19 protein-coding genes are annotated in these 23,352 nt (G+C 57.0%); 9 read left to right on the plus strand and 10 right to left on the minus strand.

The window, feature by feature from the left end; genetic code table 11:
- Window positions 1–107: 107 nt before the first annotated feature.
- On the plus strand, window positions 108–2,036 hold the full coding sequence (locus ACR0NZ_RS01550) for an FAD-dependent monooxygenase (RefSeq protein ID WP_480516485.1): 1,929 nt from the start codon (window positions 108–110) through the stop codon (window positions 2,034–2,036).
- A gap of 164 nt (window positions 2,037–2,200) precedes the next feature.
- On the opposite strand, the gene ACR0NZ_RS01555 is transcribed toward ACR0NZ_RS01550, so the two are convergent.
- The gene (locus ACR0NZ_RS01555; protein ID WP_480516487.1) at window positions 2,201–3,211 is read right to left on the minus strand and encodes an Ldh family oxidoreductase; all 1,011 of its coding nucleotides are present in this window, start codon (window positions 3,209–3,211) and stop codon (window positions 2,201–2,203) included.
- Window positions 3,212–3,242: 31 nt separating this feature from the next.
- Window positions 3,243–5,672, minus strand: coding sequence for a GcvT family protein (locus ACR0NZ_RS01560; protein WP_480516489.1), 2,430 nt, complete (start codon window positions 5,670–5,672; stop codon window positions 3,243–3,245).
- 341 nt (window positions 5,673–6,013) lie between these two features.
- Here ACR0NZ_RS01560 and xylB point away from each other — a divergent pair, with 341 nt between their 5' ends.
- Genes xylB through ACR0NZ_RS01575 form a run of 3 tightly spaced genes read left to right on the plus strand, consistent with a single transcriptional unit; the run spans window position 6,014 to window position 9,719 of the window.
- Entirely contained in the window at window positions 6,014–7,471 is a 1,458-nt protein-coding gene (gene xylB, locus ACR0NZ_RS01565; RefSeq protein ID WP_480516491.1) for a xylulokinase, read from the plus strand.
- Window positions 7,468–8,418, plus strand: a complete 951-nt coding sequence (locus ACR0NZ_RS01570) for an aldose epimerase family protein (RefSeq protein WP_480516493.1) — start codon at window positions 7,468–7,470, stop codon at window positions 8,416–8,418. Before xylB ends, ACR0NZ_RS01570 begins: the two co-directional genes overlap by 4 nt.
- Window positions 8,415–9,719, plus strand: coding sequence for a cytochrome-c peroxidase (locus ACR0NZ_RS01575; RefSeq protein ID WP_480516495.1), 1,305 nt, complete (start codon window positions 8,415–8,417; stop codon window positions 9,717–9,719). Before ACR0NZ_RS01570 ends, ACR0NZ_RS01575 begins: the two co-directional genes overlap by 4 nt.
- On the opposite strand, the gene ACR0NZ_RS01580 is transcribed toward ACR0NZ_RS01575, so the two are convergent.
- Both ACR0NZ_RS01580 and ACR0NZ_RS01585 read right to left on the minus strand, forming a co-directional pair.
- Entirely contained in the window at window positions 9,720–11,231 is a 1,512-nt protein-coding gene (locus tag ACR0NZ_RS01580) for a CRTAC1 family protein (protein WP_480516497.1), read from the minus strand.
- A complete protein-coding gene (locus ACR0NZ_RS01585; protein WP_480516499.1) occupies window positions 11,221–12,438 on the minus strand; it encodes an ROK family transcriptional regulator in 1,218 nt (405 codons plus the stop codon). The genes ACR0NZ_RS01580 and ACR0NZ_RS01585 overlap by 11 nt, the downstream gene beginning before the upstream one ends.
- A gap of 152 nt (window positions 12,439–12,590) precedes the next feature.
- Between ACR0NZ_RS01585 and xylF the strand changes: the two genes are divergently transcribed.
- The 5 genes from xylF (at window position 12,591) to ACR0NZ_RS01610 (ending at window position 18,654) form a co-directional block, all read left to right on the plus strand.
- The gene (xylF, locus tag ACR0NZ_RS01590; RefSeq protein ID WP_480516501.1) at window positions 12,591–13,610 is read left to right on the plus strand and encodes a D-xylose ABC transporter substrate-binding protein; all 1,020 of its coding nucleotides are present in this window, start codon (window positions 12,591–12,593) and stop codon (window positions 13,608–13,610) included.
- Window positions 13,611–13,686: 76 nt separating this feature from the next.
- A complete protein-coding gene (locus ACR0NZ_RS01595; protein WP_480476360.1) occupies window positions 13,687–14,985 on the plus strand; it encodes a sugar ABC transporter permease in 1,299 nt (432 codons plus the stop codon).
- A complete protein-coding gene (locus tag ACR0NZ_RS01600; protein ID WP_209504341.1) occupies window positions 14,985–15,782 on the plus strand; it encodes an ATP-binding cassette domain-containing protein in 798 nt (265 codons plus the stop codon). Before ACR0NZ_RS01595 ends, ACR0NZ_RS01600 begins: the two co-directional genes overlap by 1 nt.
- Window positions 15,783–15,792: 10 nt before the next feature.
- Window positions 15,793–17,100, plus strand: coding sequence for a xylose isomerase (gene xylA / locus ACR0NZ_RS01605; RefSeq protein WP_480516503.1), 1,308 nt, complete (start codon window positions 15,793–15,795; stop codon window positions 17,098–17,100).
- Between the two features lie 216 nt (window positions 17,101–17,316).
- On the plus strand, window positions 17,317–18,654 hold the full coding sequence (locus ACR0NZ_RS01610; protein WP_480516505.1) for an MATE family efflux transporter: 1,338 nt from the start codon (window positions 17,317–17,319) through the stop codon (window positions 18,652–18,654).
- A gap of 9 nt (window positions 18,655–18,663) precedes the next feature.
- Here ACR0NZ_RS01610 and ACR0NZ_RS01615 read toward each other — a convergent pair whose 3' ends face one another.
- From ACR0NZ_RS01615 to ACR0NZ_RS01640, 6 genes are all read right to left on the minus strand, one after another.
- On the minus strand, window positions 18,664–19,761 hold the full coding sequence (locus tag ACR0NZ_RS01615; RefSeq protein ID WP_480516507.1) for a M56 family metallopeptidase: 1,098 nt from the start codon (window positions 19,759–19,761) through the stop codon (window positions 18,664–18,666).
- Window positions 19,748–20,143, minus strand: coding sequence for a BlaI/MecI/CopY family transcriptional regulator (locus ACR0NZ_RS01620; RefSeq protein WP_480476368.1), 396 nt, complete (start codon window positions 20,141–20,143; stop codon window positions 19,748–19,750). The genes ACR0NZ_RS01615 and ACR0NZ_RS01620 overlap by 14 nt, the downstream gene beginning before the upstream one ends.
- A 65-nt stretch (window positions 20,144–20,208) precedes the next feature.
- Window positions 20,209–20,613 carry a DUF2160 domain-containing protein gene (locus ACR0NZ_RS01625; protein WP_480486089.1) on the minus strand — a complete coding sequence of 135 codons (405 nt, stop codon included), beginning with the start codon at window positions 20,611–20,613 and terminating at the stop codon, window positions 20,209–20,211.
- Window positions 20,614–20,621: 8 nt separating this feature from the next.
- The gene (locus ACR0NZ_RS01630) at window positions 20,622–21,419 is read right to left on the minus strand and encodes a carbohydrate ABC transporter permease (RefSeq protein WP_155139158.1); all 798 of its coding nucleotides are present in this window, start codon (window positions 21,417–21,419) and stop codon (window positions 20,622–20,624) included.
- Entirely contained in the window at window positions 21,416–22,279 is an 864-nt protein-coding gene (locus ACR0NZ_RS01635; protein ID WP_480493503.1) for a carbohydrate ABC transporter permease, read from the minus strand. The genes ACR0NZ_RS01630 and ACR0NZ_RS01635 overlap by 4 nt, the downstream gene beginning before the upstream one ends.
- A complete protein-coding gene (locus ACR0NZ_RS01640; RefSeq protein WP_480516509.1) occupies window positions 22,276–23,352 on the minus strand; it encodes an ABC transporter ATP-binding protein in 1,077 nt (358 codons plus the stop codon). Before ACR0NZ_RS01640 ends, ACR0NZ_RS01635 begins: the two co-directional genes overlap by 4 nt.

The following is a 23,352-nucleotide window of genomic DNA, read 5'->3' on the forward strand; positions in this document are numbered from 1 at the left end:
TCACTTTTTCAGAACTACCGCGGCAATTAGTGAGTGTACATATCTTTGTTGACAAGAAATAGTAAGTATAGTTATTAAAATTGCATGAACCTGCGGAGGAGGGGGCAATGCAATATTACGTTGATGGATTTCGTCCGGGTGATCCGGATATCAAACCGGCTGCGTTCGGTCACCACAACCACCCCACAACCTTCCCCGAAAAGGTTGATGTTCTGATCGCGGGTTGTGGACCGGCCGGGCTTTGCCTTGCGGCGCAACTGGCCGGGTTCGCCGAAATTTCGACAATGATCGTGGATCAAAAGCCGGGTCCGATGGAGAAAGGCCAGGCGGACGGTGTCAACGTCCGTTCGATGGAGATGTTTCAGGCGTTTGGTTTCGCTGAGAAAGTGAAGCGCGAAGCGTATTGGGTCAACCAAACGGCATTCTGGACGCCCGATCCCGCAAACCCGGACCACATCCGCCGGGCGGGCACGGTGCAGGACGTGGCCGACGATCAATCCGAGATGCCACATACCTTGATGAATCAGGCCCGGATTCATGAGCTGTTTCTGGAGGTGATGAGAAATGCTCCAACGCGGTTGCAACCCCATTACGGGCTTCGTGTCAGCGATTTGACGATTGATACCGGTTCCACGGATCACCCTGTCACGGCCGAGCTTGAACGCCTGGGCGATGATGGTGACGTGGTTAAACGGCTTACAGTACGTGCGAACTATGTCGTAGGCTGTGACGGTGCACGCAGCAATGTGCGCAGGGCTATCGGGGGTAAGCTGCAAGGCGACGCCGCACACCAGGCGTGGGGCGTTATGGACATATTGGCGAATTCCGATTTCCCCGACTTGCGGCGGAAATGCCTTGTTCAATCGGCTTCGGAAGGAAACGTTCTGATCCTTCCACGCGAAGGCGGATACCTGTTCCGAATGTATGTCGAGCTTGACAAGCTGAACCCGGATGAGCGGGTCGCCAACCGCAATCTGACGGCTGACCATATCATCGCTGCCGCGAACCGGATCATGCGTCCTTATTCCATCGACATAAAAGAAGTCGTTTGGTGGTCGGTCTACGAGATCGGCCACAGGTTGACCGACAAGTTCGACGATGTCCCGCAGCATGAAATTGCAACACGTACCCCGCGCGTGTTCACGGCGGGCGACGCCTGCCACACCCATAGCCCCAAGGCGGGTCAGGGGATGAACGTGTCGATGGGCGATACATTCAACCTGGGTTGGAAACTGGTGCATGTGCTGACAGGAAGGTCAATGCCTGACCTTCTTCACAGCTACTCGGCCGAGCGTTTGCAAGAGGCCAAAAGACTGGTCGAAACCGACCATAAATGGGCCCGGATCATGAGTGCGCCACCGGGCGAGTCAGAGCTTGACGGCACCGACATGCCCCGATTTCAAAAACAGTTTATCGAAAATCTGGAATTCACCGGCGGGCTTTCGGTTCACTATGGGCCTTCGGACTTGGTCGCCGAACCGGTTCACCAGCATCTGGCGCGTGGGCTGGTTATAGGCAAGCGATTTCATTCAGCACCAGTTGTCCGGCTTGCAGATGCCATGCCCATGCAATTGGGGCATGTGGCCGAAGCGGATGCGCGCTGGAGGCTCTATGCCTTCGCAGGACAGAGAGACGCAGGTACCCAAGGCGGATCGATCCATCAGCTTTGCGAGGTTTTGCAAAGCGATCCGAACTCTCCTCTGCGACGGTTTGTGCGCCCTGACGAAGACATCGACGGTTTGATAGACCTACGGGCCATCTTCCCGCAGGATTTCATATCGCTGAATTATGAGGATATGCCGTCTCTTTTGAAACCCGAGAAGGGCAGGTATGGCCTGCGCGACTTCGAGAAGGTTTTTTGCGTTGATCACAAGAGGCGTGAAGACATCTACGAAATGCGCGGAATTGACCGGACAAAGGGCTGTATGGTCGTCGTCAGGCCGGACCAATATGTGGCGCATATCCTGCCATTAGAGTGTCACGCTGACCTGTTTGACTTCTTTTCCAGGCTATTTGTTGCGGGCGGCGGTCGATAAGTGCGACGACTCAGACCCCAACGGACCGCCGTTACGAGGGGAGAATGGACTGTCGCATCCGTGCTTGGTTCGGCAAGATTACCGCCTGTTCAAAGCTGGATTGGCGCTTGAATCCGCCCGTGTCGTAGGAAGGCCCTCTAGCCAGAAAGCTGAGCGCAGGTTTTTCAGGACGCGTTTAACGTGGCCAGAACCTCGGCGCTGACCTCAACACCGTCAGCCTCGGCTGCCGCCCGTTTGGCCAGACGCCCATCACCCGGAACACGGGCGTCCCCATTACCGACAATTTCTGAGCAAATGCGCGCGATATATTGATTGAAGGCCTCGTTGCCGAACCGCGTCGGATCAATCGCAATCAGTGTTGCACCGCCTTTGATGTTAAGGGCTCCGAACGCCTCACGTTCTTGATTGTTCACGGAAAGGGTTCCACCAGCCAGGGCGGCACCCAACACTTCAACCATGAAAGCGATTGCGGCGCCCTTGTGCTCGCCAAAAGGTAACAGGCTGCGGGTTTCCAGGATAGCGTTCGGGTCCGTACTGGGTGCGCCGTCAGGGTCCAGACCGGCAGGGTGGGGCAGGTCGTGCCCCTCGGCTGCGGCCATGCGGATATCCATCAAAGCAACCATTGAAGACGCCTGATCCCAGACTATCGGCGCACCGCCCTCGCGCGGACAGGCAAAAGACATCGGGTTGGTGCCAAATACCGGGCGCACCCCGCCTTGCGGCACCACCATGGACAATGAGTTGATCACGGCGAAAGCCACCAGACCAGCTTCGGCAAGCGGTTCGGTGTCAAACCTTAACGCGCCCAGATGGTGGCAATTTGCGCAGGTGAAAGCGGCAATGCCGTTTTCCCGCGTCATTTCGATCAACATGTCGCGGGCTTCGGCTGCCGCGACCTGATAATACCCGTTATCGGCGTCACAGCGCAGAACGCCCGGGGCAGCCTTTTCTATCTTTGGCTTCGCATTGCCGTTTGCATAGCCCGAGGTGAAGCTTTGGACATAGACCGGCAGCATACGCAATCCGTGGCTGCGCGGGCCGTCCCGCTCGGACCGGGTAACAATGTCGGCCAGAAAATCGCTGCCCTGTGCATTAACTCCGGCAGAAACAAGTACGGCTTTCGCCAGCGCCCGAACCTCGGCAAGAGAAAGCGTTTTGATCGAGTGTTCGGTCATGTTTTCAAATCCAGTCTTCTTACTTCAGGGGTCAGGCACGCGCACGTGCGTTGGTGGGATCAACGGCGCAAGTATCGATCACCTCGGCATCGCGCATTTCGTTATGGACCAACACCTGCATCCTTGCACCCGGCGCGGTCATATCGTTTGGTACAAGTGCCATCGCTATGTCGTGGTTGCAATAATAAGAAAACCCACCCGATGTAACGCGACCAATCAGTTCACCGTTTGCATAAACACCTTCATCGAACATCACCGAAGTTTCGCCAAAGGGAAGTTTCAACGTGACCAGCCGTTTGTGATTGCCCTCGTATCTCTGCTTCTCCAGCGCCGCTTTTCCGATGAACTCGCGTCCCTCGGTGACGACAAACCGATCAAGGCTGGCCTCATATGGTGTCATGTCCTTGCAAATCTCACGGTTGATGGCGCGATAGGATTTTTCAAGGCGCATGGACTCCAACGCCTCAAGCCCGAAGGGTTTTACACCGGCTTTCAAAAGCAGGTCGACAAGATGGCGGTTATACCCGACCGGATGGTGCAGTTCCCAGCCCAGCTCGCCTGTGTAAGATACCCGAAGCAGGTGAACGTCTTTGGCATAACCAACTTCACCTTTTTGTGCAGAGAGCCAGGGAAAAGCTGCGTTCGTCAAATCGTTGTCGGTCAGCGGTTGCAAAATCTCACGCGCCTTGGGACCCGCCAGAGCGATCACACCCAACTGTTCTGAAACGTCTTCAAGGATAACCGATTGATCTTGTGGTAGCAGACGTTGCAGCTGATCCCAGTTATAGGCGCGCCAATTCGGGGTAGAGACCAGATAGAAATCATTCTCGGCATAGCGGACAACTGTGTATTCCGCATCCATGCCACCTTTTGCGTTCAACAACAGCGACAGGCTCATCCGGCCCACTTTAGGCAGTTTGTTTGCCATCAGACCATCCAGCCACCGCGCGGCGCCGGGACCGCGTACAGTAAACTTGGTCATTGGCGACATCTCGATGAACCCGGCCTCTTCGCGGGTGGTGTGCACTTCCTCCTGAACGCGTTCCATGTGATTGGTGCGGCGGAAAGAATGTTCAGGGATCGCCTCTTGCGGCGATTTGGCGAACCAGCGCGGGAATTCATAGCCGTTGAAGCTGGTCCAGACTGCGCCATGCGCCGTCAGCAGATCGTAAGACCCCACGGTTTTCATTGGGCGCGCGTCCGGGAAATCTTCGCCGGGGATATGCGCGTTCATATGTGTGCCCCAGGTTTCGCGAACCTTGTCCATGGTCCAGCGTTTAGAGGCGTAGTCCGAGAAACGGCGCGGGTCCAGTTCCGACATGTCCATGCCCGGATCACCGTCGACGATCCAACGGGCCAGCCGTTCGCCCACGGTGCCGCCCCACAGAATGCCGCCGGGCATCCCTTCGGCCAGCCACAGGTTATTGTGCCCTGGCGCTGGCCCGGCAAGTGGCAATTCGTCCGGCGTCATTTGGAAGGGTCCGCGCGTGTTGGCCTTGATGCCCACCTCGCCAAGGACCGGAACCCGCTCAATAGCCCGTTCCCATTGGGTTTCCACGGCATCGAAATCCTCGGGCAAGAGGTCTGCGCCAAAGTCAGGTGGCACGCTGTCTTCGGCAAACAGCTTCAGGTCCTTGGTGAACTCATAGGGCCCGAACTGAATGCCGCCGACATCTTCGCGTAGATATGCGCCGTAATCCTCATCCCGCAGGATCGGGAACTCGGGCAAACCCTGCGCACGACGTTCCTTGAGCAGTGGAACTGTTTCCGTGGTCCAGTACTGGTGAACGATGGGAATGCAGGGCAGGTCCAGCCCAACGCGTCGGGCATTTTCACGGGCATAATTGCCGGTGGCAAAAACCAAATGCTTGCACGTGATCTCTCCCTGATTGGTGGTCACTTTCCAATGACCGCTTTCCAACTTTTCATACGCCTGTGCTTCGGTGTTCTGATAGACTGTGGCGCCCGCATCTCGCGCCAGCTTTGCCATTGCCATGGTGATGTCGGCCGGGTTCACATAGCCGTCCTCGGTATGCAGGAAACCGCCGCGAATATGCTCAGACTGGTTCAGAAGGGGATGAACATCGGCAATTTCCGCGGGCGTCAGCAGTTTGCAGGGCACACCTGCAGCCTCGGCAATCGAGATATATGACTGGAATTCATCCCAACGTTTCTGGGTGTTGGCAACGCGCAGCTGACCCACTTTGCGCAAGCCTACCGACGTACCCATCTTCTGTTCGACTTCTGAATAGATGCGGATGGTTTCCATCGTCATCTTCGACACGTTATGGGACCGCACGAAGGTGACCAGCAGACCGGCGGCATGCCAGGTCGAGCCTGAGGTCAGTGTGGTCCGTTCCAGCATCACCGCATCGCTACAGCCGTGCTGTGTCAGACCGTACAGAATGGACGCGCCCACACATCCGCCGCCAACGACAACAACTTTGGCATGTGATTTCATTCGCCGATTTCCTTCTTGCGACTGATCATGGTGTCAGAAGCTCTGCCTGCCCGAAATCAGTAAGATGAGAACATTCCGAAGTTTTTACGGAAACATGTTGCCAGACAATCGCAAAAAATTTCTCCCGCGGCTTAGTTCAGGTCACCTCTTATCGGGCACCTTCGTATTGGTCGCTGTCTGGGTCTGGGTCATTCAGTGCTGTCCAGGACGACATCATTTTTATATTCCTTGTCTTGTTTCACCTTGTGATGTTAGCGCAAACCGTGCCAGTGAAACCTGATGCCTTTGCAAAACTGGGTTTCTGTTGCCTCAGTATTGCGGCTTACAAATGGGAGGAGCAGGTGTATCTCGGTCTTGATATGGGGACGTCAGGTCTTCGGGGAATTGTGGTCAGTGAAGACGGTGACGTCGTTGCCGAGGCCGAAGCGAGCGTGAACACATCGACACCGCATCCGGGCTGGTCAGAGCAGGAACCTGCGGATTGGGTTGAAGCGTGTCAAAAGGTCGTTGCCCAGTTGCAGGGGCAAAACAGCGCTGCGTTTTCGGCAGTGCGGGGCATAGGTCTGAGCGGGCATATGCATGGCGCAACGCTTCTGGACCGAAATGGTAGCGTATTGAGGCCCTGTGTCCTTTGGAACGACACAAGGTCTGCCCGTGAAGCTGCCGAACTGGATGCGCTTTCCGCGATGCGATCGATCACCGGAAACATCGTTTTTCCCGGCTTCACTGCGCCCAAGCTGGAATGGATGCGCAGGCATGAACCTGACGTTTTTGAAAAAACCTCCAAAGTCTTGCTCCCCAAAGACTATTTACGCTTCTGGCTGACCGGAGAATACATAAGTGAAATGTCCGACAGCGCGGGTACAGCGTGGTTGGACGTCGGACGTCGGAAATGGTCGGAAACAGCGCTTGAGCTCAGCCACATGCGCCGGGATCAGATGCCCGAACTGGTCGAAGGCAGCGCCGTCGGGGGCGAGCTGAGGGCGGAGATATTGCAGCACTGGGGCCTGACCGGACCCGTAGTCGTTGCGGGCGGGGCAGGCGACAACGCCGCGGCTGCCTGTGGTATAGGAAGTATCGCCGAAGGCAGCGGTTTTCTATCGCTGGGAACGTCGGGTGTGCTGCTGGTTGCCAAGGACAGTTACGCGCCCGCACCGGAAACGGCGGTTCACTGCTTCTGCCACGCGGTGCCGGACCACTGGATTCAAATGGGTGTCATCCTGTCGGCGACCAACAGTCTGAACTGGCTGTCCCGGAACCTCGGCCAATCCGTTGGTGCACTCGCATCGGCGTTGCCGGATACCGTCACCGGGCCGTCGAAGACCAAGTTCCTGCCATATCTGTCGGGGGAACGTACCCCTCATAATGACAGCGCTATCCGGGGGGCGTTTATGGGGCTGGATATTGCGTCGGATCCAGAGGATCTTGCACAGTCCGTGATGGAAGGTGTCTCGTTCGCGCTGCGAGATTGCCTTGAAGCCCTCAGGAGCACGGGAACCAACCCTGAAAGCCTGATGGTCGTCGGTGGGGGCGCACGATCCCGTTTCTGGGTCGAGACGCTGGCAACTGTTCTGAACATCCCGCTTGCCTTGCCTAAAGGCAGTGAATTCGGAGCCGCCATAGGCGCGGCACGCCTTGCGGCCTGCGCAGTAAAAGTTGCAGATCCGGCGGAGCTCATGACATCGCCAGAAATCTCTGAAATAGTTCAACCGCGCGTGGGGTTATTCGACGCCTATGAGGCTGAATATCAAAGATACCGCCAATTTTATGCGGCTCTATCCCCCCTGTCTGCGTCATGATGAAGGACGTCACTTCAGTACCAATCGAACAGGTTGTTCTGTTAGATGGTGTGATGTCGGTCTCGCTGCTGAGTTATGGTGCGATCACACAAGGGTGGTGGATCGGTGAAACGCCCTTGATCCTGGGCTATCCAGACCCGCAGGAATACTTGGCGGACCCGTATTACATAGGCGCAATCGTGGGTCGCGTCGCCAATCGGATCGGTGGCGCAACGTTTAAAATGCAGGATGCCGCTTATCGCCTGACAGCGAATGAGGGGGAAAACACGCTGCATGGCGGTGCGCTCGGGCTGTCGCGCAGCCACTGGATTATCAGGAAGACCAAGCCGAACCGTGCGGTTCTGTCGTTGACGTCACCTGACGGCGATGATGGTTTTCCCGGAGAAATCAGGTTCGAGATTCATGTCGAGCTGGCTTTTCCACGGCTGACTTACACGATCACCGCATGGCCGGACCGGTCTACACCGATCAGTATCGCGCAGCACAATTACTATTCTCTGGGATGTCAAAGCGGTATTCTTGACAACCGTTTGACACTGAATTCCAAGCGGGTACTGGAGTTGGACGACAGCTCCATTCCGACAGGCGTCGTGAATGAGCTTGAAACGCAAGCGCTGGATTTCTCATCCGAGCGCGTTATCGGTGATGAGGGGCGTGGCCTTGACCACTACTTCGTGTTTGAAGAGGCGGGCAAATCAAATCGACCGGTTGCAACGGTTGAAACACCGTCAGGTTTGCGCATGAGTGTTTACTCTGATCAGCCCGGCGCGCAGGTCTATTCCGCGTCGTACCTGTCTGATCCTTTCACACCATGCGCAGGGCTTTGCATTGAGCCTTCCGGTTACACGGACGCTGTGAACCACCCCTTGTTTCCGTCCGTCATCTATTCTCCGGACAAACCCTATAAACAAGTTCTGACGTTGGAAATCGCAGAGGATCAGGCATGAAAGTTGCGATATCGGTGTATGCTCTGGCCTTTTGCGTGACACTGTCGGCGGCGCAGGCGCAGGCGCAGGACCTCGGGCCGCTTCCTCAATTTGTAGAACCGGACCTTGCCAAGGTCGAACTGGGACAGTTGCTGTTTTACGACCCGATCCTGTCGGGGAACAAAAACATCAGCTGCGCCACTTGTCATCATCCGAAACTGGGAACGTCAGACGCGCTGTCTCTGGGTATCGGTGAAGGCGGTGTGGGGCTGGGGGCAGCGCGCAGGCTTGATCAGGAAAACATGCCCGAGCAGCGCATTCCCCGAAATGCACCGGGGCTGTGGAACCTTGGGGCGCTGGAATTCACCACCTTCTTTCATGACGGGCGTCTTGAGGCAGACCCGTCACAGCCTGACGGGTTCAGAACGCCCTTGGGCACAGATATGAGGCCGGGCTTCCAATCTGCACTGGCCGCGCAAGCGATGTTCCCGGTCTTGTCGGCTGACGAAATGGCGGGCCACTATTCGGAAAACGAAGTGAGCAAAGCCGTACGTCTTGGTTTGCTGACCCAAAAGGATGGCGCATGGGATCTTATCGCGGCGCGTGTTGCCGCAATCCCGGAATACAGGACACGCTTTGACCAGCTCGCGCCCGGAGAAGAGATCACTTTTACCGCAATCGCCAATATCATTGCTGATTTCATCGCTTTTGAATGGCGCGCTGACAACAGCCTGTTTGATCGTGCGATGCGAGGAAAAGAGGAGCTGCCCGAGCAGGCGCAAATGGGGCTCGACCTTTTTTTCGGCAAGGCCGGGTGCAGCACCTGCCATTCCGGCTGGTTCCAGACGGATCATGGGTTTCATTCTATCGCCATGCCGCAAATCGGGCCGGGAAAAGCCGCCCGGTTCGAGAACCATGTTCGCGATGACGGGCGATTGCGTGTGACGGGCAATGCGGATGACGCCTTCACATTTCGCACGCCATCCTTGCGTAATGTAACCCTGACGGCACCCTATGGTCACAACGGAGCCTACGCGCGGCTTGAAGATGTTGTCCGTCATCATCTGGATCCGGTCGCAGCTTTGCGCAGTTACTCGATCGAAAAAGCAGCGTTGCCAGAGTTTCCGGGCGCGGAAGATCAAAAAGCCTTGCTCGACCCCACGTTGATCGAGGCGATTGCAGCGTCGAATGAACTGGCCCCAATCAGCCTGAGTGATGACGAGGTGAACGCCATTCTAAGTTTCCTCAGCACACTGGAAGACCCGGCAGTCCGGCTAGGTGTGCCTGCGCATGTGCCCAGCGGTTTGCCTGTTGATCAATGATCAGCGGTCGATGCGAAGCACCTGATTGCTTCTGAAGGTCTGCCAATCACCAACTGTGCCGTCTGGCCAGATAACCCGCAGCGCCAGTTCGTCCGCGTTGCCCAGGCCAAAGTGATGAAGCCCTGAGATGCCGCTTGCGTGACCGCCGCCAATGGTCACTTCCCGTGTTTGAATTCCGTCGGTGGTTTTGACCTCGATGAAGCTGCCGACAGCTGCGCGGTTGGAACGATCCTGGCCAAGATCAACCTGAACCCAGTTTCCAAGTTGTTGTTCGTTCTGAAATACTTCAAGCGCTGACCCGCGATTGACCACGACCAGATCAAGCGATCCATCCCCGTTCAGGTCCGCCAGGGCTCCACCGCGGGACTTGCCCATAGAGGCGACACCCGCCGCTGAGGCAGCCTCGAAAAACTGATCATCTGCGGATTGCAGCAACAGGTTGTTGGGGTCAGTTTGCGCTGCATCGGGCATCTGTTCGACATTGCCCTTGGCGACAAATATGTCGTCGCGCCCGTCGTTGTTGACGTCGCCGAACTGCGCATGCCAGCCGGTTGAGGGGCGGCCATCGCCACCAACATGCGGCCTGTGCGCCGTTGTTCCCCGGTCATAAGTCGCGTCGCGCCATGTCGGCCCCTCGGCAGTGGGATCAAAGATCTGAAACTTCTGGTCCCCCATCGAGGTCAGGTAAACATCCGGGAAGCCGTCCCCTGATATATCCCTTGATGCAATCCCCATGCCCCAGATCGAATAGGGCAGCCACCCATCTTCCGGCGCGTAAAGGCGTGGCGTGTCTTCCATAGCCCAAAGCTGCTCTTGCCCGCCGCGCACATAGTAATGGCGGTCGTTACTGACACGCAGGTCCGCGCGCCCGCTGCGCGCCCAGTCGGAAAACAGAATGGACAAGGAACAATGTCCCGGTGCCAGGTGGAGAGGTGGGCCATAGGCCGCCCCTTCGGGGCGATACAAAAGCGTCGGCCCGCAGGCTTCAAACGGGCCATCGGGGTTGGTTCGGTCGACATATGTTCCAAAAGCCAGTGTCGGCAGGGTTTGACCGCTTTCCCAAGTGGCGGAGAATCCGGTGGTCCAGTGATCCTGAGACTGGAAATTCAACGAGGTGAACGGTTCGAATGCGCAATTTGGTTTGCCACGCAACAAAACGTCTTCACCAACGCGCAATACTGCCAGGTCCACAAACCCGTCTCCATCGATATCCAGTGGGTAAGCGCCGGTCACGCCGGTCAGAGACAGTGCGCTTGGCGTTTCTGACCGAAAACTGACATTGGGTCCTGATGTGTTGACAAACAATTGAGCTGGATTAGTTCCTCCTGCGGCAAACAGCTCGGGCCGATCATCGCCGTTGCAGTCAAAAACGGCAACGCCTCCGCCGACGAAGTGCTCCCACCCGCCGTCGTAAACATGGCTGGGGACGTCGATGCTGTTAAACTGTGGCAGGCTGATGTCAGCCAAGGCGGCAGACGCTGTCGCTAGCAGGATCGTCAGTTCAACTCGCATTTTCCGCCAGTTCCCTGACTTTCAAAATCGAGACTTGTTCGATCCCATAGGCCGCCGCCCCTTTTGCCCACATTGAATCCCCCCAATGGTTTACGTTGATTTCAGGCAGCGGCGCGTCAACGCTGACAACACCGTTATTGATGCGGGTCATCACTGCGTCGGAATGCAGGTATTCAAAGCTGCCTCGGGTGCCGGACAGGATGATACATTCCGGATCGAACAGATTGATCAGGTTGGAAAGCCCCATTCCAAACATCTGACCAGCGCGCGACAAAACGGAAATGGACCGGGCATCACCGGATTGGGCAGCTGCGTGAATATCAGCAAGAGTGTGCGGGTCAGTAGCCTGGCTGGCAATGGTTGCCTCGCGGATCAGGGCATATTCCCCAACATAAGCTTCAAGGCATCCGCGCTGCCCGCACTGACATAACGCGCCATCCAGCTGAACTTTGACATGCCCGAATTCCGCACCGCAGCCGCGCTCGCCGCGATATAGCTTGCCATCCAACACAATGCCCAGACCAATGCCGTGTTCTATCGTGACAACCAGAAAGTTCTTCAACCCTTTGCCAAGCCCGAAAAGCTGTTCGGCCTTTGCAACCAGATTAGCGTCATTCTCGATGAACGCGGGGCAGGGGAGCACTTGAGACAGAAGCGGGCTCAGATCCACGTTGCGCACTGTCAGCGAAGATGACCAATGTACAAAGTTCCGCTCTGCGTCGACCAGTCCGGCAATTCCGATGCAGACGCCGGAAACCTCTGTCAGGGACCTGCTTGCAGAGACGCAAGCCTGGTCCAGCGCCGCGCATATCTTTTTTGCAAACGCCTCCGGGGCCATCCGGGCCTCCTCCAGCGGATGAGTGTAAGAGGTGATCTCGGTGCCTTCAAAATCGACCAGGATGACTGAAATCTGGTGCCGGGCCACTTTTACACCGGCAATCAGGTGACATCCGCCATGCAGCTTCAGCAGCACACGTGGTCTGCCGCGGCGCGCGGATTTTGACGGTGTTTCGCTTTCGATTTCCTGAATCAGACCAGCTGAAAGCAGATCTGACGTTGCCGCCGTCACTGTCGCTGGGCTGGTCTCAAGCGCGCTTGCAATGTCGATCCGCGATATCGCCCCGGTCGACCGGATTTGTTCCAGCACGCGCAAACGGGTGATGTTTCGTTGATCCGTAGCGTTTGAAGAAACCTTGCTTTTCAGCATCCTGCCCTCGCGAATCTGGTGATTTCCTAAGCGTAAGCGGTTTTTCTTCTTTCCGGTAGCATAAATATTTTACTGACTGAAATAAATATGATACTCAGAATTGTGAGAGCCACGAATCATGAAGCGATGGCTCGATAAACCGGGAGGAAATCATGAAACGAATTCTCAGCGCTTCTGCTGTGGCCGTCCTGATGGGAACGGTTGCGTTTGCAGAAACCACGGTCGGTGTCAGCTGGTCGAACTTCCAGGAAGAGCGCTGGAAAACCGACGAAGCGGCGATCAAAGCCGCGCTTGAGGCAGGCGGTGCCGAGTATATTTCGGCAGATGCGCAATCGTCGTCGGCCAAGCAATTGTCGGATATTGAAAGCCTGATCGCCCAGGGTGTTGATGCGCTGATCATTCTGGCGCAGGATTCCCAGGCCATCGGTCCAGCTGTTCAGGCAGCAGCCGACGAAGGTATCCCAGTCATCGCTTATGACCGTTTGATCGAAGATGATCGGGCCTTCTACCTGACCTTTGACAATGTCGAAGTCGGTCGTATGCAGGCGCGCGCGGTGTTCGACGCGATGCCCAAGGGCAACTATGTGATGATCAAGGGCTCGCCAACCGACCCGAACGCGGATTTCCTGCGCGGTGGCCAACAGGAGATCATCCAGGGCGCTGTTGACAGTGGTGACATTGTGATCGTCGGCGAAGCCTATACCGATGGCTGGCTGCCTGCGAACGCGCAGCGCAACATGGAACAGATCCTGACGGCCAACGAAAACAAAGTCGATGCTGTGGTCGCGTCAAATGACGGAACTGCAGGCGGTGTTGTTGCTGCACTGACCGCACAAGGTATGGACGGCATTCCGGTGTCGGGTCAGGATGGCGACCATGCGGCGCTGAACCGGGTGGCCAAAGGCACGCAAACCGTTTCGGTCTGGAAAGACGCACGTGAGCTGGGCAGAGCCGCAGGTGAAATTGCGGTCGCGCTGAGCGGTGGAACGGCTGCGGCAGACGTTGAAGGCGCGGTCAGCTGGACTTCGCCAGGTGGAACCGAGATGACGTCAGTCTTCCTGGCACCTGTGCCGATCACAAAAGACAACCTGTCCGTTGTGGTCGATGCTGGCTGGATTCCGCTGGAACACCTGTGCCAGGGCGTCGAAAACGGTCCTGCACCCTGTAACTAAGTCAAGTCTCCAAACCATAACGTCTCTGGCCCGCAAGGTCGGGCCAGAGACCATAGCTGAACATGAAAGATCGGATATGACCGAAACTTCGTCTCAGCCGGTACCCCAAAAAGCAAAGGCCAGCCTGTTCCAGCAACTGGAACTGGACATGCGGCTATTGGGCATGATCGGCGCCTTCATCATCCTGTGCATCGGCTTCAACATCGTAACGGATGGCCGTTTTCTGACGCCCAGAAACCTGTTCAACCTGTCGATTCAGACGGTCTCGGTCGCGATCATGGCCTGTGGCATGGTGTTCATTATCGTGATGCGCCACATTGATCTTTCGGTCGGCGCGCTGCTGGCGACCACATCCGCCGTCATGGCGATGACCCAGACCGAGCTTCTGCCGAACGTGCTGGGGCTAGGTTTGAATCACCCGGCCACCTGGGCAATCACCCTTGTTGTCGGCCTTGCAGTTGGAACCTTGATCGGCGCATTCCACGGTTGGATGGTCGGCTATCTGACCATACCGGCCTTTATCGTGACGCTTGGCGGTTTTCTGGTCTGGCGCAACGTCGCCTGGTACATGACCGATGGCCAGACTATCGGCCCGCTGGACAGCACCTTCCTGATATTTGGCGGAACCAACGGGACATTGGGAACAACGGTCAGCCTTCTGTTCGGCCTTGCCGCCACCGCTATTGCGGTTTGGGCGTTGTGGAGCGGTCGACGCTCCAAGGCTGCCCATGGGTTTCCTGTGAAACCGGTTTGGGCTGAAACTACATTGGCGGGGATCATTGGCATCGCCATTATGGGCTATGTCTTGATCGTCAACAGCTACTCGATTCCCACCCGCAGGCTGGAACGTATGTTCGAAGCGCGCGGCGAGGCCCTGCCTGAGGGGCTTGTTGTGGGTTATGGTATCCCGATCTCGGTTCTGATCCTGATCCTTGTTGCGGTAACCTTGACTGTTGTGGCCCGCAAAACCCGCTTTGGCCGCTATATCTTTGCCACGGGGGGCAACCCGGATGCGGCGGAACTGTCGGGCATCAACACTCGCATGATGACCGTCAAGATCTTTGCCCTGATGGGGTTCCTGTGTGCGCTGTCGGCGGTCGTGGCTTCGGCCCGCCTGGCCAACCACTCGAACGATATCGGCACATTGGATGAGCTGCGCGTGATTGCTGCGGCCGTAATCGGCGGCACGGCGCTGTCCGGTGGTATCGGTACGATCTACGGCGCGATCCTTGGCGCGCTGATCATGCAGGCGCTTCAATCGGGCATGGCTATGGTTGGCGTGGACGCACCGTTTCAGAACATCGTCGTGGGCACCGTTCTGGTTTTGGCCGTCTATATCGACATCGTCTATCGCAAACGTCTGGGAGCGAAATGATGCAAGCACAAGAAACACAGAACCAAACTTCGGGCCGAGGGTCCGGCCAGCCTCCGCTTGTCGAAATGCGCGATATCTCGATTTCGTTCGGCGGCATCAAGGCGGTGGACCGTGTCTCGGTCGACTTGTACCCGGGCGAGGTTGTTGGCCTTCTGGGCCACAACGGGGCCGGTAAATCTACGCTGATCAAGGTGCTTTCGGGTGCCTATCAGAAGGACCACGGAGAGATCCTGATCGACGGCAAGAAGGTTGAGATCAACAACCCCCGCGATGCGCGTGCCAACAATATCGAGACGATCTATCAGACGCTGGCCTTGGCGGACAATCTGGATGCAAGTTCGAACCTTTTCCTGGGGCGGGAAATGGTAACGCCTTTCGGGCTGGTCAACGATGCTGCGATGGAGGCCGAATGCCGCAAGATCATGGCACAGTTGAACCCGAACTTTCAGAAGTTCAACGACCCGGTCTCGGCGCTATCCGGTGGTCAGCGGCAGTCGGTGGCCATCGCGCGTGCGGTATATTTCAATGCGCGCATCCTGATCATGGACGAGCCCACAGCCGCGCTTGGCCCGCACGAAACACAGATGGTGGCGGACCTGATCCAGCAGCTCAAGGCGCAAGGGATCGGAATTTTCCTGATCGACCACGATGTGCATGCAGTAATGGAGTTGTGCGACCGGGCTTCGGTCATGAAAAACGGGCAACTGGTTGGCACAGTCGACATCGCCGATGTCACGGATGACGATTTGCTGTCGATGATCATTCTGGGCAAGAAACCTGGTGAAAAGACGGAATGAGGTAAAAGAGATGACGAGCGGTTTCTTTCAGGGGATCGAGCAGGTCCAATTCGAGGGCGAAAACAGTAAGAACCCGCTCGCATTCCGTCACTACAACCCGGACGAGATCGTCATGGGTAAGCGCATGGAGGATCACCTGCGTTTTGCCGTGGCGTGGTGGCACTCGTTTGCCTGGGAAGGCGGGGATCCGTTTGGTGGCTCGACTTTTGAACGCCCATGGCATCCGCAAGACGACATGGGCCGCGCGAAGATGAAGGCCGATATCGCCTTTGAGATGTTTCAGATCCTGGGACAGCCCTATTTCTGCTGGCATGACGCGGATATCCGCCCTGAGCATGGGAACTTCGCCGACAATCTGCGCACGCTGAATGAGATCACCGATTATATCGGTGAAAAGATGCAGGCATCCGGCACCAAGCTGTTGTGGGGAACGGCCAACATGTTCAGCCACCGTCGCTGGATGGGGGGTGCCAGCACCAACCCCGACCCCGACGTCTTTGCTTTCGCTGCCGCCACGGTGAAATCCTGTTTGGACGCGACCCACAAACTGGGCGGCGAGAACTATGTGCTTTGGGGTGGACGCGAGGGCTACGAGACGCTGCTCAATACCGACATGAAGGCCGAACTGGATCATATGGGCCGGTTCCTGAACATGGTGGTCGAGTACAAGCACAAGATCGGCTTCAAAGGCACGATCCTCGTCGAACCCAAACCGCAGGAGCCGTCCAAGCATCAATATGATTTCGATGCGGCAACCTGTATCGGTTTCCTGCGCAAGTACGGTCTCGAGGATGAGGTCAAGCTGAACCTGGAACAAGGGCACGCAATCCTGGCAGGACACAGTTTCGAACATGAGATCGCTGTTGCTGCGGCTGAGGGTATGCTTGGGTCCATCGACATGAACCGGAACGATTACCAGTCCGGGTGGGATACGGATCAGTTCCCCAACAACACGCCCGAAGTCGCGCTGGCTTATTACCACATCCTGAAAGCGGGCGGGTTTACCACGGGTGGCACCAACTTCGACGCTAAACTTCGCAGGCAATCCATCGACGCCGAAGACCTGATCGCTGCCCATGTGGGCGGGATGGATATCTGTGCCCGGGGCCTGAAAGCAGCAGCCGCTATGCTTGAAGATGGTGGGCTGGAACAGGCACTGGCCGACCGGTATGCAGGCTGGAAAACGCCCAAGGCTCAGGCGATGCTGAATTCCGACCTCGACGAGATTGCGGCACGGGTGCTTGCCGAAGACCTCAATCCTCAGCCGCGCTCGGGGCGTCAGGAAGTGCTTGAGAATTACGTGAACCGCTTTGTGTAATTCCGGCCGGCTCAGCCAGAACTCAAAATAATCGGTGTACAAAGCCCCGGAAACGCGTGAGTTTACTTAGGCGTTGCCCGGGGCTTTCCCTTGTCGAACGCAGTGGCATCATGGGCCCGTCTGGGTCGCGCAGGTGGGACGACCAGAGTATTGGTGGAAAAATCATCAGGTAAGGCAATCTTTCTAAGCGGCAACCTGATGCTACATGTGACGCGCATGTCGCTGACCACGAGCATCGGATTGATGGCGATCTTTGCTGTCGATTTTGTCGATATGGTCTTTATCTCGATGCTGGGCAACGACGCGCTGGCCGCAGCGGTAGGTTATGCCGGGACGCTGCTGTTTTTTACGAACGCCATCAATATCGGTCTGTCGATTTCTGCCGGGGCGCTGGTCGCGCGTGAGTTGGGCGGCGGGCGGGTCGAACAGGCAAGGCAATACGCGTCCAGTGTCGCCGTGCTGGGGCTGATCGTCGGGTTGGTAACCTCAGTTTTGGTGCTGCTGAACGTCAGCTTTCTGCTGTCGCTGCTTGGCGCAAAGGGCGAGGTTTTGCGGCTGGCGACGCGCTATGTCTCTATCATTCTGCCGACCATGTGGGTGATGTCGATTGCGATGGCGGCGATGGCTGTGCTGCGCGCCCACGGCGATGCGCGCCGATCAATGATGGCAACGATTTACGGCGGCGTTGTGAATGCAGTTCTTGACCCGATTTTGATATTTGCCGTTGGACTGGGGTTGGATGGGGCCGCGATAGCCTCAGTTCTGGCGCGGCTATGTATGTTGGGCGCAGCCTTATGGCCCGCGCTGCGGGTGCATCAGGGGTTTGCACGCCCATCGATGAAACAGGTGGCACAGGATTTTCGGCCCGTGCGGGCCATCGCAATCCCTGCTGTTCTGACGAACGTCGCCACGCCGATCGGGAATGCCATCGTTGTTCGGGAAATCGCGCAGTTCGGAACGGATGCAGTTGCGGGCATGGCGGTGATCGGGAGGCTGTTGCCGGTGGCGTTTTCGGTCATCTTTGCGCTGTCCGGCGCGATAGGGCCAATCATCGGGCAGAATTTCGGGGCAGAAAAATTTGATCGCGTGCGCACTGCGTTTCTGGCCGGGATCAAGTTCACCGCAATCTATGTTCTTTGCATGTCGGCTATTTTGTTTTTGCTGCGGTCCCCAATTGCAAATTTGTTCGCAGCCCAGGGGGAAACGCGCGTACTAATTTACTTGTTCTGTGGCCCGCTGGCATTGGCTTCTTTCTTCAACGGTGTGATTTTTGTGACAAATGCCAGTTTCAACAATTTAGGCCATCCGGTCTATTCCACGTGGATAAACTGGGGTCGTCACACCATTGGCACATGGGTGTTTGCCACGATTGGCTCACAAATCGCCGGGGCGTCGGGCGTTCTGTTGGGGCAGGCTTTTGGGGGCGTCATCTTTGCTGTCATAGGATGGGTTCTTGTCGCGCGCGTTGTTGCGCGGCTGGAACGCGTGCAATCGCCCGAGCCTTTTACCGATCAGGGGCGACTTCACTCGCTGTTCGGGCGTCGCGGCTGGTAAGCGATCAGGTCAGTTCCCCTGATTGCGCGCCTCCAGTCGTTCCAAGTTGACCACCGTTGACAGCATCAGGCGGTCATGGCTCCAATCCCGTGTCTGCTGGATTGAGGCCGACCCCAGAGCCAAAAGGGCGCCAAAGATCAGCGTCATGCCGAGGAACAATGCCGGCAAGGCGGGTACCGAAGGCTGAACATCGGTCAGTGCGATTACACGTTGCCGCAGTACGCGCTTTGCCTTGCCGCCTGTCACAAAAGCAACATTCAGAACGCGTGGGCTGTTGGTTGAGATTGTCCGGGCGCAATAGTCCAGCAGGCACGCCGTGTATTCCCGCGCATCAATCCGTTTGCGCGCAACAACCGACTGGTCACAGGCCAACTCGCGCAGCCGGCCGAATTGATACTTGAGCATCAGGTAGGCAGGGTTCCAGAACAAAAGCGGACGCAGCAACTCAAACCCCAGTTCCCATTCCACATCACCAGTACGGATATGCTGAAACTCGTGAGCGAGCGCAAAACGCAACTCGCGCGGGGTGTCCAGCAAATGGCTAGGCAGAACGACGTGGCGGCGGCGAAGTCCGCGCACGGCGAACGGCACGGTGATGCGATCGGACAGGCGAATATCCACCTTGGCAGACCGCCGCCAAAGAAAACTGGAATTGACAGTCTGACGGATCGCCATTGCGTCCCGCAAGGCACGCGCGGCGTACACGGCAGCGACACAGGCAAGTATGGCGGCAACGAGGGTGATCACAGGTTGCTGTCCCGACAATGCAAGATCTACCCACCTTTCGCGAGTGTTCAGCAGTGCTTCAAACTGCGTCGCAGGCATTGCGATGTCACCGCGCAGATAGGCCGCAACAGCGATATCACCAAGGGCCACGGCACTGCCCGGCCAAGCGTAGGTCGTCAGCGACGACACGCCAACCGCCAGAAACGGGCTGGCAAGGACGCAGATGCACAGAGTCTTGAGGGCCCGCAACTGTACAACATAGCCATTGCGCAGTGCGGTGCGGCTTAGGGCCGTGCGGGTCATCAGCCAGATGACCGCCGAAAAGGCCAGCACGATGTTGAGTTCGATGAATGCGTCGAGAACCGGTCTAACCGCTGTCATTTTGCAGTCTCCTCTCTACCAGTGCTCGAATTTCCTCCAGGTCGGCTTCGCTCAGCCCCGCGTCGTCGACCAGCCGCGCCACCAGTGTGGCGGGGGTGTCGTCAAAAAGCGTGCGCGACAGATTTTGCAGCGAACGGGCCTGATATCTGTCCTTTTCCAGAAGCGGCGTATAGATCAGGGTTTTTCCCGACTTTTGGCTTTCCACAAAACCCTTCTCGTCCAGAATGCGCAGGATCGTGGCCCCGGATGTATAGGCCAGGTTGCGTTCTGACGGCAGGCGGTCCAGGACATCACGCACCGAGCCTTGCCCGAGGGCCCAGAGCTCGTTCATGAACTCCAGTTCGACCTCGGTCAGCAGATTTGTCGTCTTTTTCTTTCGCATCGGTCTCGGTGTCGTCATGGTTATTATGCCTGACAGACAAGCATCCTTTCGCGATTTCTCAAAGTCTAAACTTTCCAGAACACAAAAACGCCCCAGCCAATCGACAGGAATAGCGGTGTCCAGACCGGTTGCCCGACCAATCCAAGCCACGCCAGGAAAATGTACGCGGACCCCAGAAGGGTTATGAACAGGCGATCCCCTAGCGTGGTTGTCAGCCCCAGAACCCCGCGTCGTTCAATCCCGTCGCGGAATTTGAAGCCTTCCAGCAAGCCAATGCATGCTATGGCCGAGAAGATGCCGACAAACACGGCCAGCGTGGCAGGTGTCCATGCCATCCAGAAATCAGGCCACAAGGGGTCCGTCCACGAGAACCCTTTTTCGGCCTCCTGTCCGACATTGCCCCATCCGGCCTTGGCCTGGGCAAAGGCTGCTGAGGGCAGGAAGGGGAGGGTGAGAAGCAGTTTTCGCATGTCGAACCTCACACACGTCCCATCGCGAAGCCACGCGCGATGTAGTTGCGAACAAACCAGATGACGATGGCACCGGGGATGATGGTCAGGGTGCCCGCGGCGGCCAGCAGACCCAATTCGTACCCGGCACTGGATGCTGTGCGGGTCATCACGGCAGCGATGGGTTTGGCTTCAACCGCTGTCAGGGTCTTAGCCAGCAGCATTTCAACCCATGAGAACATGAAGCAGAAGAACGCCGCGACACCGACACCTGCCTTGATGTTGGGCAGGAAGATTGTCACGAAGAAGCGCGGGAACGAATATCCATCCACATAGGCGGTTTCATCCAACTCCTTTGGGATGCCACGCATGAACCCTTCCAGAATCCACACCGCCAGCGGCACGTTGAACAGCGTATGGGCCAAAGCCACGGCCAGATAGGTGTCGAAAAGGTGGATCGACGAATAGAGCTGGAAGAATGGCAGGGCGAACACGGCCGCCGGGGCCATGCGGTTGGTCAACAGCCAGAAGAACAGCTGCTTGTCGCCGAGGAACCGATAGCGTGAGAACGCATAAGCCGCAGGCAGGGCAACGCAGACGGAAAGCACTGTGTTCAGAGTCACATAGGTAATCGAGTTGATGTAACCCCAGTACCACGTCGGGTCAGTGAAGATGGTGATATAGTTTTCCAGCGTAAAAGTCTGGGGAAACAAGGAAAAGCCCGACAGGATCTCGTTCGTGGTCTTGAAGGACATCGCCACCAGCCAATAGATCGGAAGCATCAGGAACGCTATATAGAGGATCGGGATGATGGACCGCTTTTTCATTCTGCGTCGTCCTTTGTCATCAGGGTGTAGAAGAGCCACGACACCAGCAGCGTGATGGCGAAATAAATCAGGCTCATCGCTGCCGCCGGGCCAAGGTCGAACTGCCCCAGCGCGATCTTCACAAGGTCAATCGACAGCAGGGTGGTCGAGTTGCCGGGACCGCCCCCAGTCAGAACAAAAGGCTCGGTATAGATATTGAAGCTGTCCATGAACCGCAGCAGAACCGCGATGGTCAGAACCGTCTTCATCTTTGGCAGCTGGATATAGCGGAACACCGACCACGGGCTGGCGCCGTCGATTTTGGCGGCCTGATAATAGGCGTCGGGGATTGATACGAGGCCCGCATAGCACAGCAGCACGACCAGCGACGTCCAGTGCCACACATCCATGACGATGACGGTTATCCAGGCCGAAAGCGGCTGTTGCGTCATGTCATAGTTGATGCCTAGCACGTCATTCAGGAAATATCCCAGCAATCCAATCTTGGGCAGGGTGAAGATGTTCCACATCGACCCTACAACGTTCCAAGGGATCAACATCGGCAAGGCCATCAGCACCAGACAGACAGGCACCCAAAAGCCTTTGCGCGGCATCGACAGGGCGACGATGATGCCCAGCGGTACCTCGATGATTAGGATCAGGAAGGTGAACAGAAACTGCCGTCCAAGTGCTGCCTGAAACCGGTCGGATCGCAGGATCTGTTCGAACCAGCCCAGTCCTTCCCAGAAGAACTGGTTGTTGCCGAAGGTTTCCTGCACCGAGTAGTTGACCACCGTCATCATAGGCACCAGCGCGTTGAACGCTACCAGCGCAAGTACGGGCAGGACAAAGAACCACGCCTTTTGGTTTTCCGTTCTCATTGCACCCGCTCCTGAGTTGCGATCCAGCCGTCGCGGTAGACGCGGGATTGTTCGGGTTTGAATTGCAAAAAGACCTGTGATCCCGGTTCCGGTACACTGTGTTCGGTCACGACCTTGAGGGCGGTGTTGCCGACCACGGCGCTGACCACATAGTGGCGGCCGATATCGGCGACCTTGGTCACATGTGCCGGAATGCCAGTGTCGCCGAAACCTACATATTCCGGGCGGATACCCAAATCGGTGCGGCCGCCGTCACCGTGTGTGGGACCTTCCAGCATGACCTCGTGCCCTTCAAATACGGCGCGGTCGCCTTTGGCTTCACACGGAAGGACATTCATACCCGGCGAGCCGATGAAATGGCCGACAAATGTGTGCTGCGGCCGTTCAAACAATTCGACAGGTGTTCCGATCTGAACCACTTCACCGTCTTGCATTACCACCACTTCGTCGGCGAAGGTCAGCGCCTCGGTCTGGTCGTGCGTCACGTAGATCATGGTTGCCTGCACGCGCTGATGCAGCTCTTTCAGCTTAGACCGCAGTTTCCATTTCAGGTGCGGGTCGATCACGGTCAGCGGTTCATCGAACATCACCGCATTCACGTCGTCGCGAACAAGGCCGCGACCCATCGAGATCTTCTGCTTGTTGTCCGGGCTCAGGCCCGATGCGCGGGTGTTCAGCATATCCGTAACATCCAGCATCTCGGCGATTTCTAGAACACGGCGCTTGATTGTCGCAGGCTCAACCCCCCGGTTTTTCAGCGGGAAGGCCAGGTTCTCGCCCACGGTCATCGTGTCGTAGATCACCGGAAATTGGAAAACCTGCGCGATGTTGCGTTGGTCCGGGGGCAGGGCGGTGACGTCCTGATCATCGAACAATATCCGGCCTTCCGAGGGGGTAAGAAGACCGGATATGATGTTCAGCAGCGTTGACTTGCCACAACCTGACGGTCCCAACAGTGCATAGGCTCCGCCATCGCGCCACGTGACGTCGATTTCCTTCAGCGCATAGTCCTCGGGGCCTTTTGGCGATGGCAAATAGCTGTGTCGGAGGTTTGAAAGCTTGATCTGTGCCAT

Source organism: Ruegeria sp. AE3 (assembly GCF_056542225.1).

Excerpts from the sequence above, each read along its gene's own strand:
- ACR0NZ_RS01555 (WP_480516487.1), bottom strand. The coding sequence starts at position 3,211 with ATGACCGAACACTCGATCAAAACGCTTTCTCTTGCCGAGGTTCGGGCG.
- ACR0NZ_RS01570 (WP_480516493.1), top strand. The coding sequence starts at position 7,468 with ATGATGAAGGACGTCACTTCAGTACCAATCGAACAGGTTGTTCTGTTA.
- ACR0NZ_RS01625 (WP_480486089.1), bottom strand. The coding sequence starts at position 20,613 with ATGCGAAAACTGCTTCTCACCCTCCCCTTCCTGCCCTCAGCAGCCTTT.
- ACR0NZ_RS01600 (WP_209504341.1), top strand. The coding sequence starts at position 14,985 with ATGCAAGCACAAGAAACACAGAACCAAACTTCGGGCCGAGGGTCCGGC.
- ACR0NZ_RS01610 (WP_480516505.1), top strand. The coding sequence starts at position 17,317 with ATGTCGCTGACCACGAGCATCGGATTGATGGCGATCTTTGCTGTCGAT.
- ACR0NZ_RS01575 (WP_480516495.1), top strand. The coding sequence starts at position 8,415 with ATGAAAGTTGCGATATCGGTGTATGCTCTGGCCTTTTGCGTGACACTG.
- xylA (WP_480516503.1), top strand. The coding sequence starts at position 15,793 with ATGACGAGCGGTTTCTTTCAGGGGATCGAGCAGGTCCAATTCGAGGGC.
- ACR0NZ_RS01635 (WP_480493503.1), bottom strand. The coding sequence starts at position 22,279 with ATGAGAACGGAAAACCAAAAGGCGTGGTTCTTTGTCCTGCCCGTACTT.
- ACR0NZ_RS01640 (WP_480516509.1), bottom strand. The coding sequence starts at position 23,352 with ATGGCACAGATCAAGCTTTCAAACCTCCGACACAGCTATTTGCCATCG.
- ACR0NZ_RS01580 (WP_480516497.1), bottom strand. The coding sequence starts at position 11,231 with ATGCGAGTTGAACTGACGATCCTGCTAGCGACAGCGTCTGCCGCCTTG.
- ACR0NZ_RS01595 (WP_480476360.1), top strand. The coding sequence starts at position 13,687 with ATGACCGAAACTTCGTCTCAGCCGGTACCCCAAAAAGCAAAGGCCAGC.
- ACR0NZ_RS01615 (WP_480516507.1), bottom strand. The coding sequence starts at position 19,761 with ATGACAGCGGTTAGACCGGTTCTCGACGCATTCATCGAACTCAACATC.
- ACR0NZ_RS01620 (WP_480476368.1), bottom strand. The coding sequence starts at position 20,143 with ATGCGAAAGAAAAAGACGACAAATCTGCTGACCGAGGTCGAACTGGAG.
- ACR0NZ_RS01550 (WP_480516485.1), top strand. The coding sequence starts at position 108 with ATGCAATATTACGTTGATGGATTTCGTCCGGGTGATCCGGATATCAAA.
- xylF (WP_480516501.1), top strand. The coding sequence starts at position 12,591 with ATGAAACGAATTCTCAGCGCTTCTGCTGTGGCCGTCCTGATGGGAACG.
- ACR0NZ_RS01630 (WP_155139158.1), bottom strand. The coding sequence starts at position 21,419 with ATGAAAAAGCGGTCCATCATCCCGATCCTCTATATAGCGTTCCTGATG.
- ACR0NZ_RS01560 (WP_480516489.1), bottom strand. The coding sequence starts at position 5,672 with ATGAAATCACATGCCAAAGTTGTTGTCGTTGGCGGCGGATGTGTGGGC.
- ACR0NZ_RS01585 (WP_480516499.1), bottom strand. The coding sequence starts at position 12,438 with ATGCTGAAAAGCAAGGTTTCTTCAAACGCTACGGATCAACGAAACATC.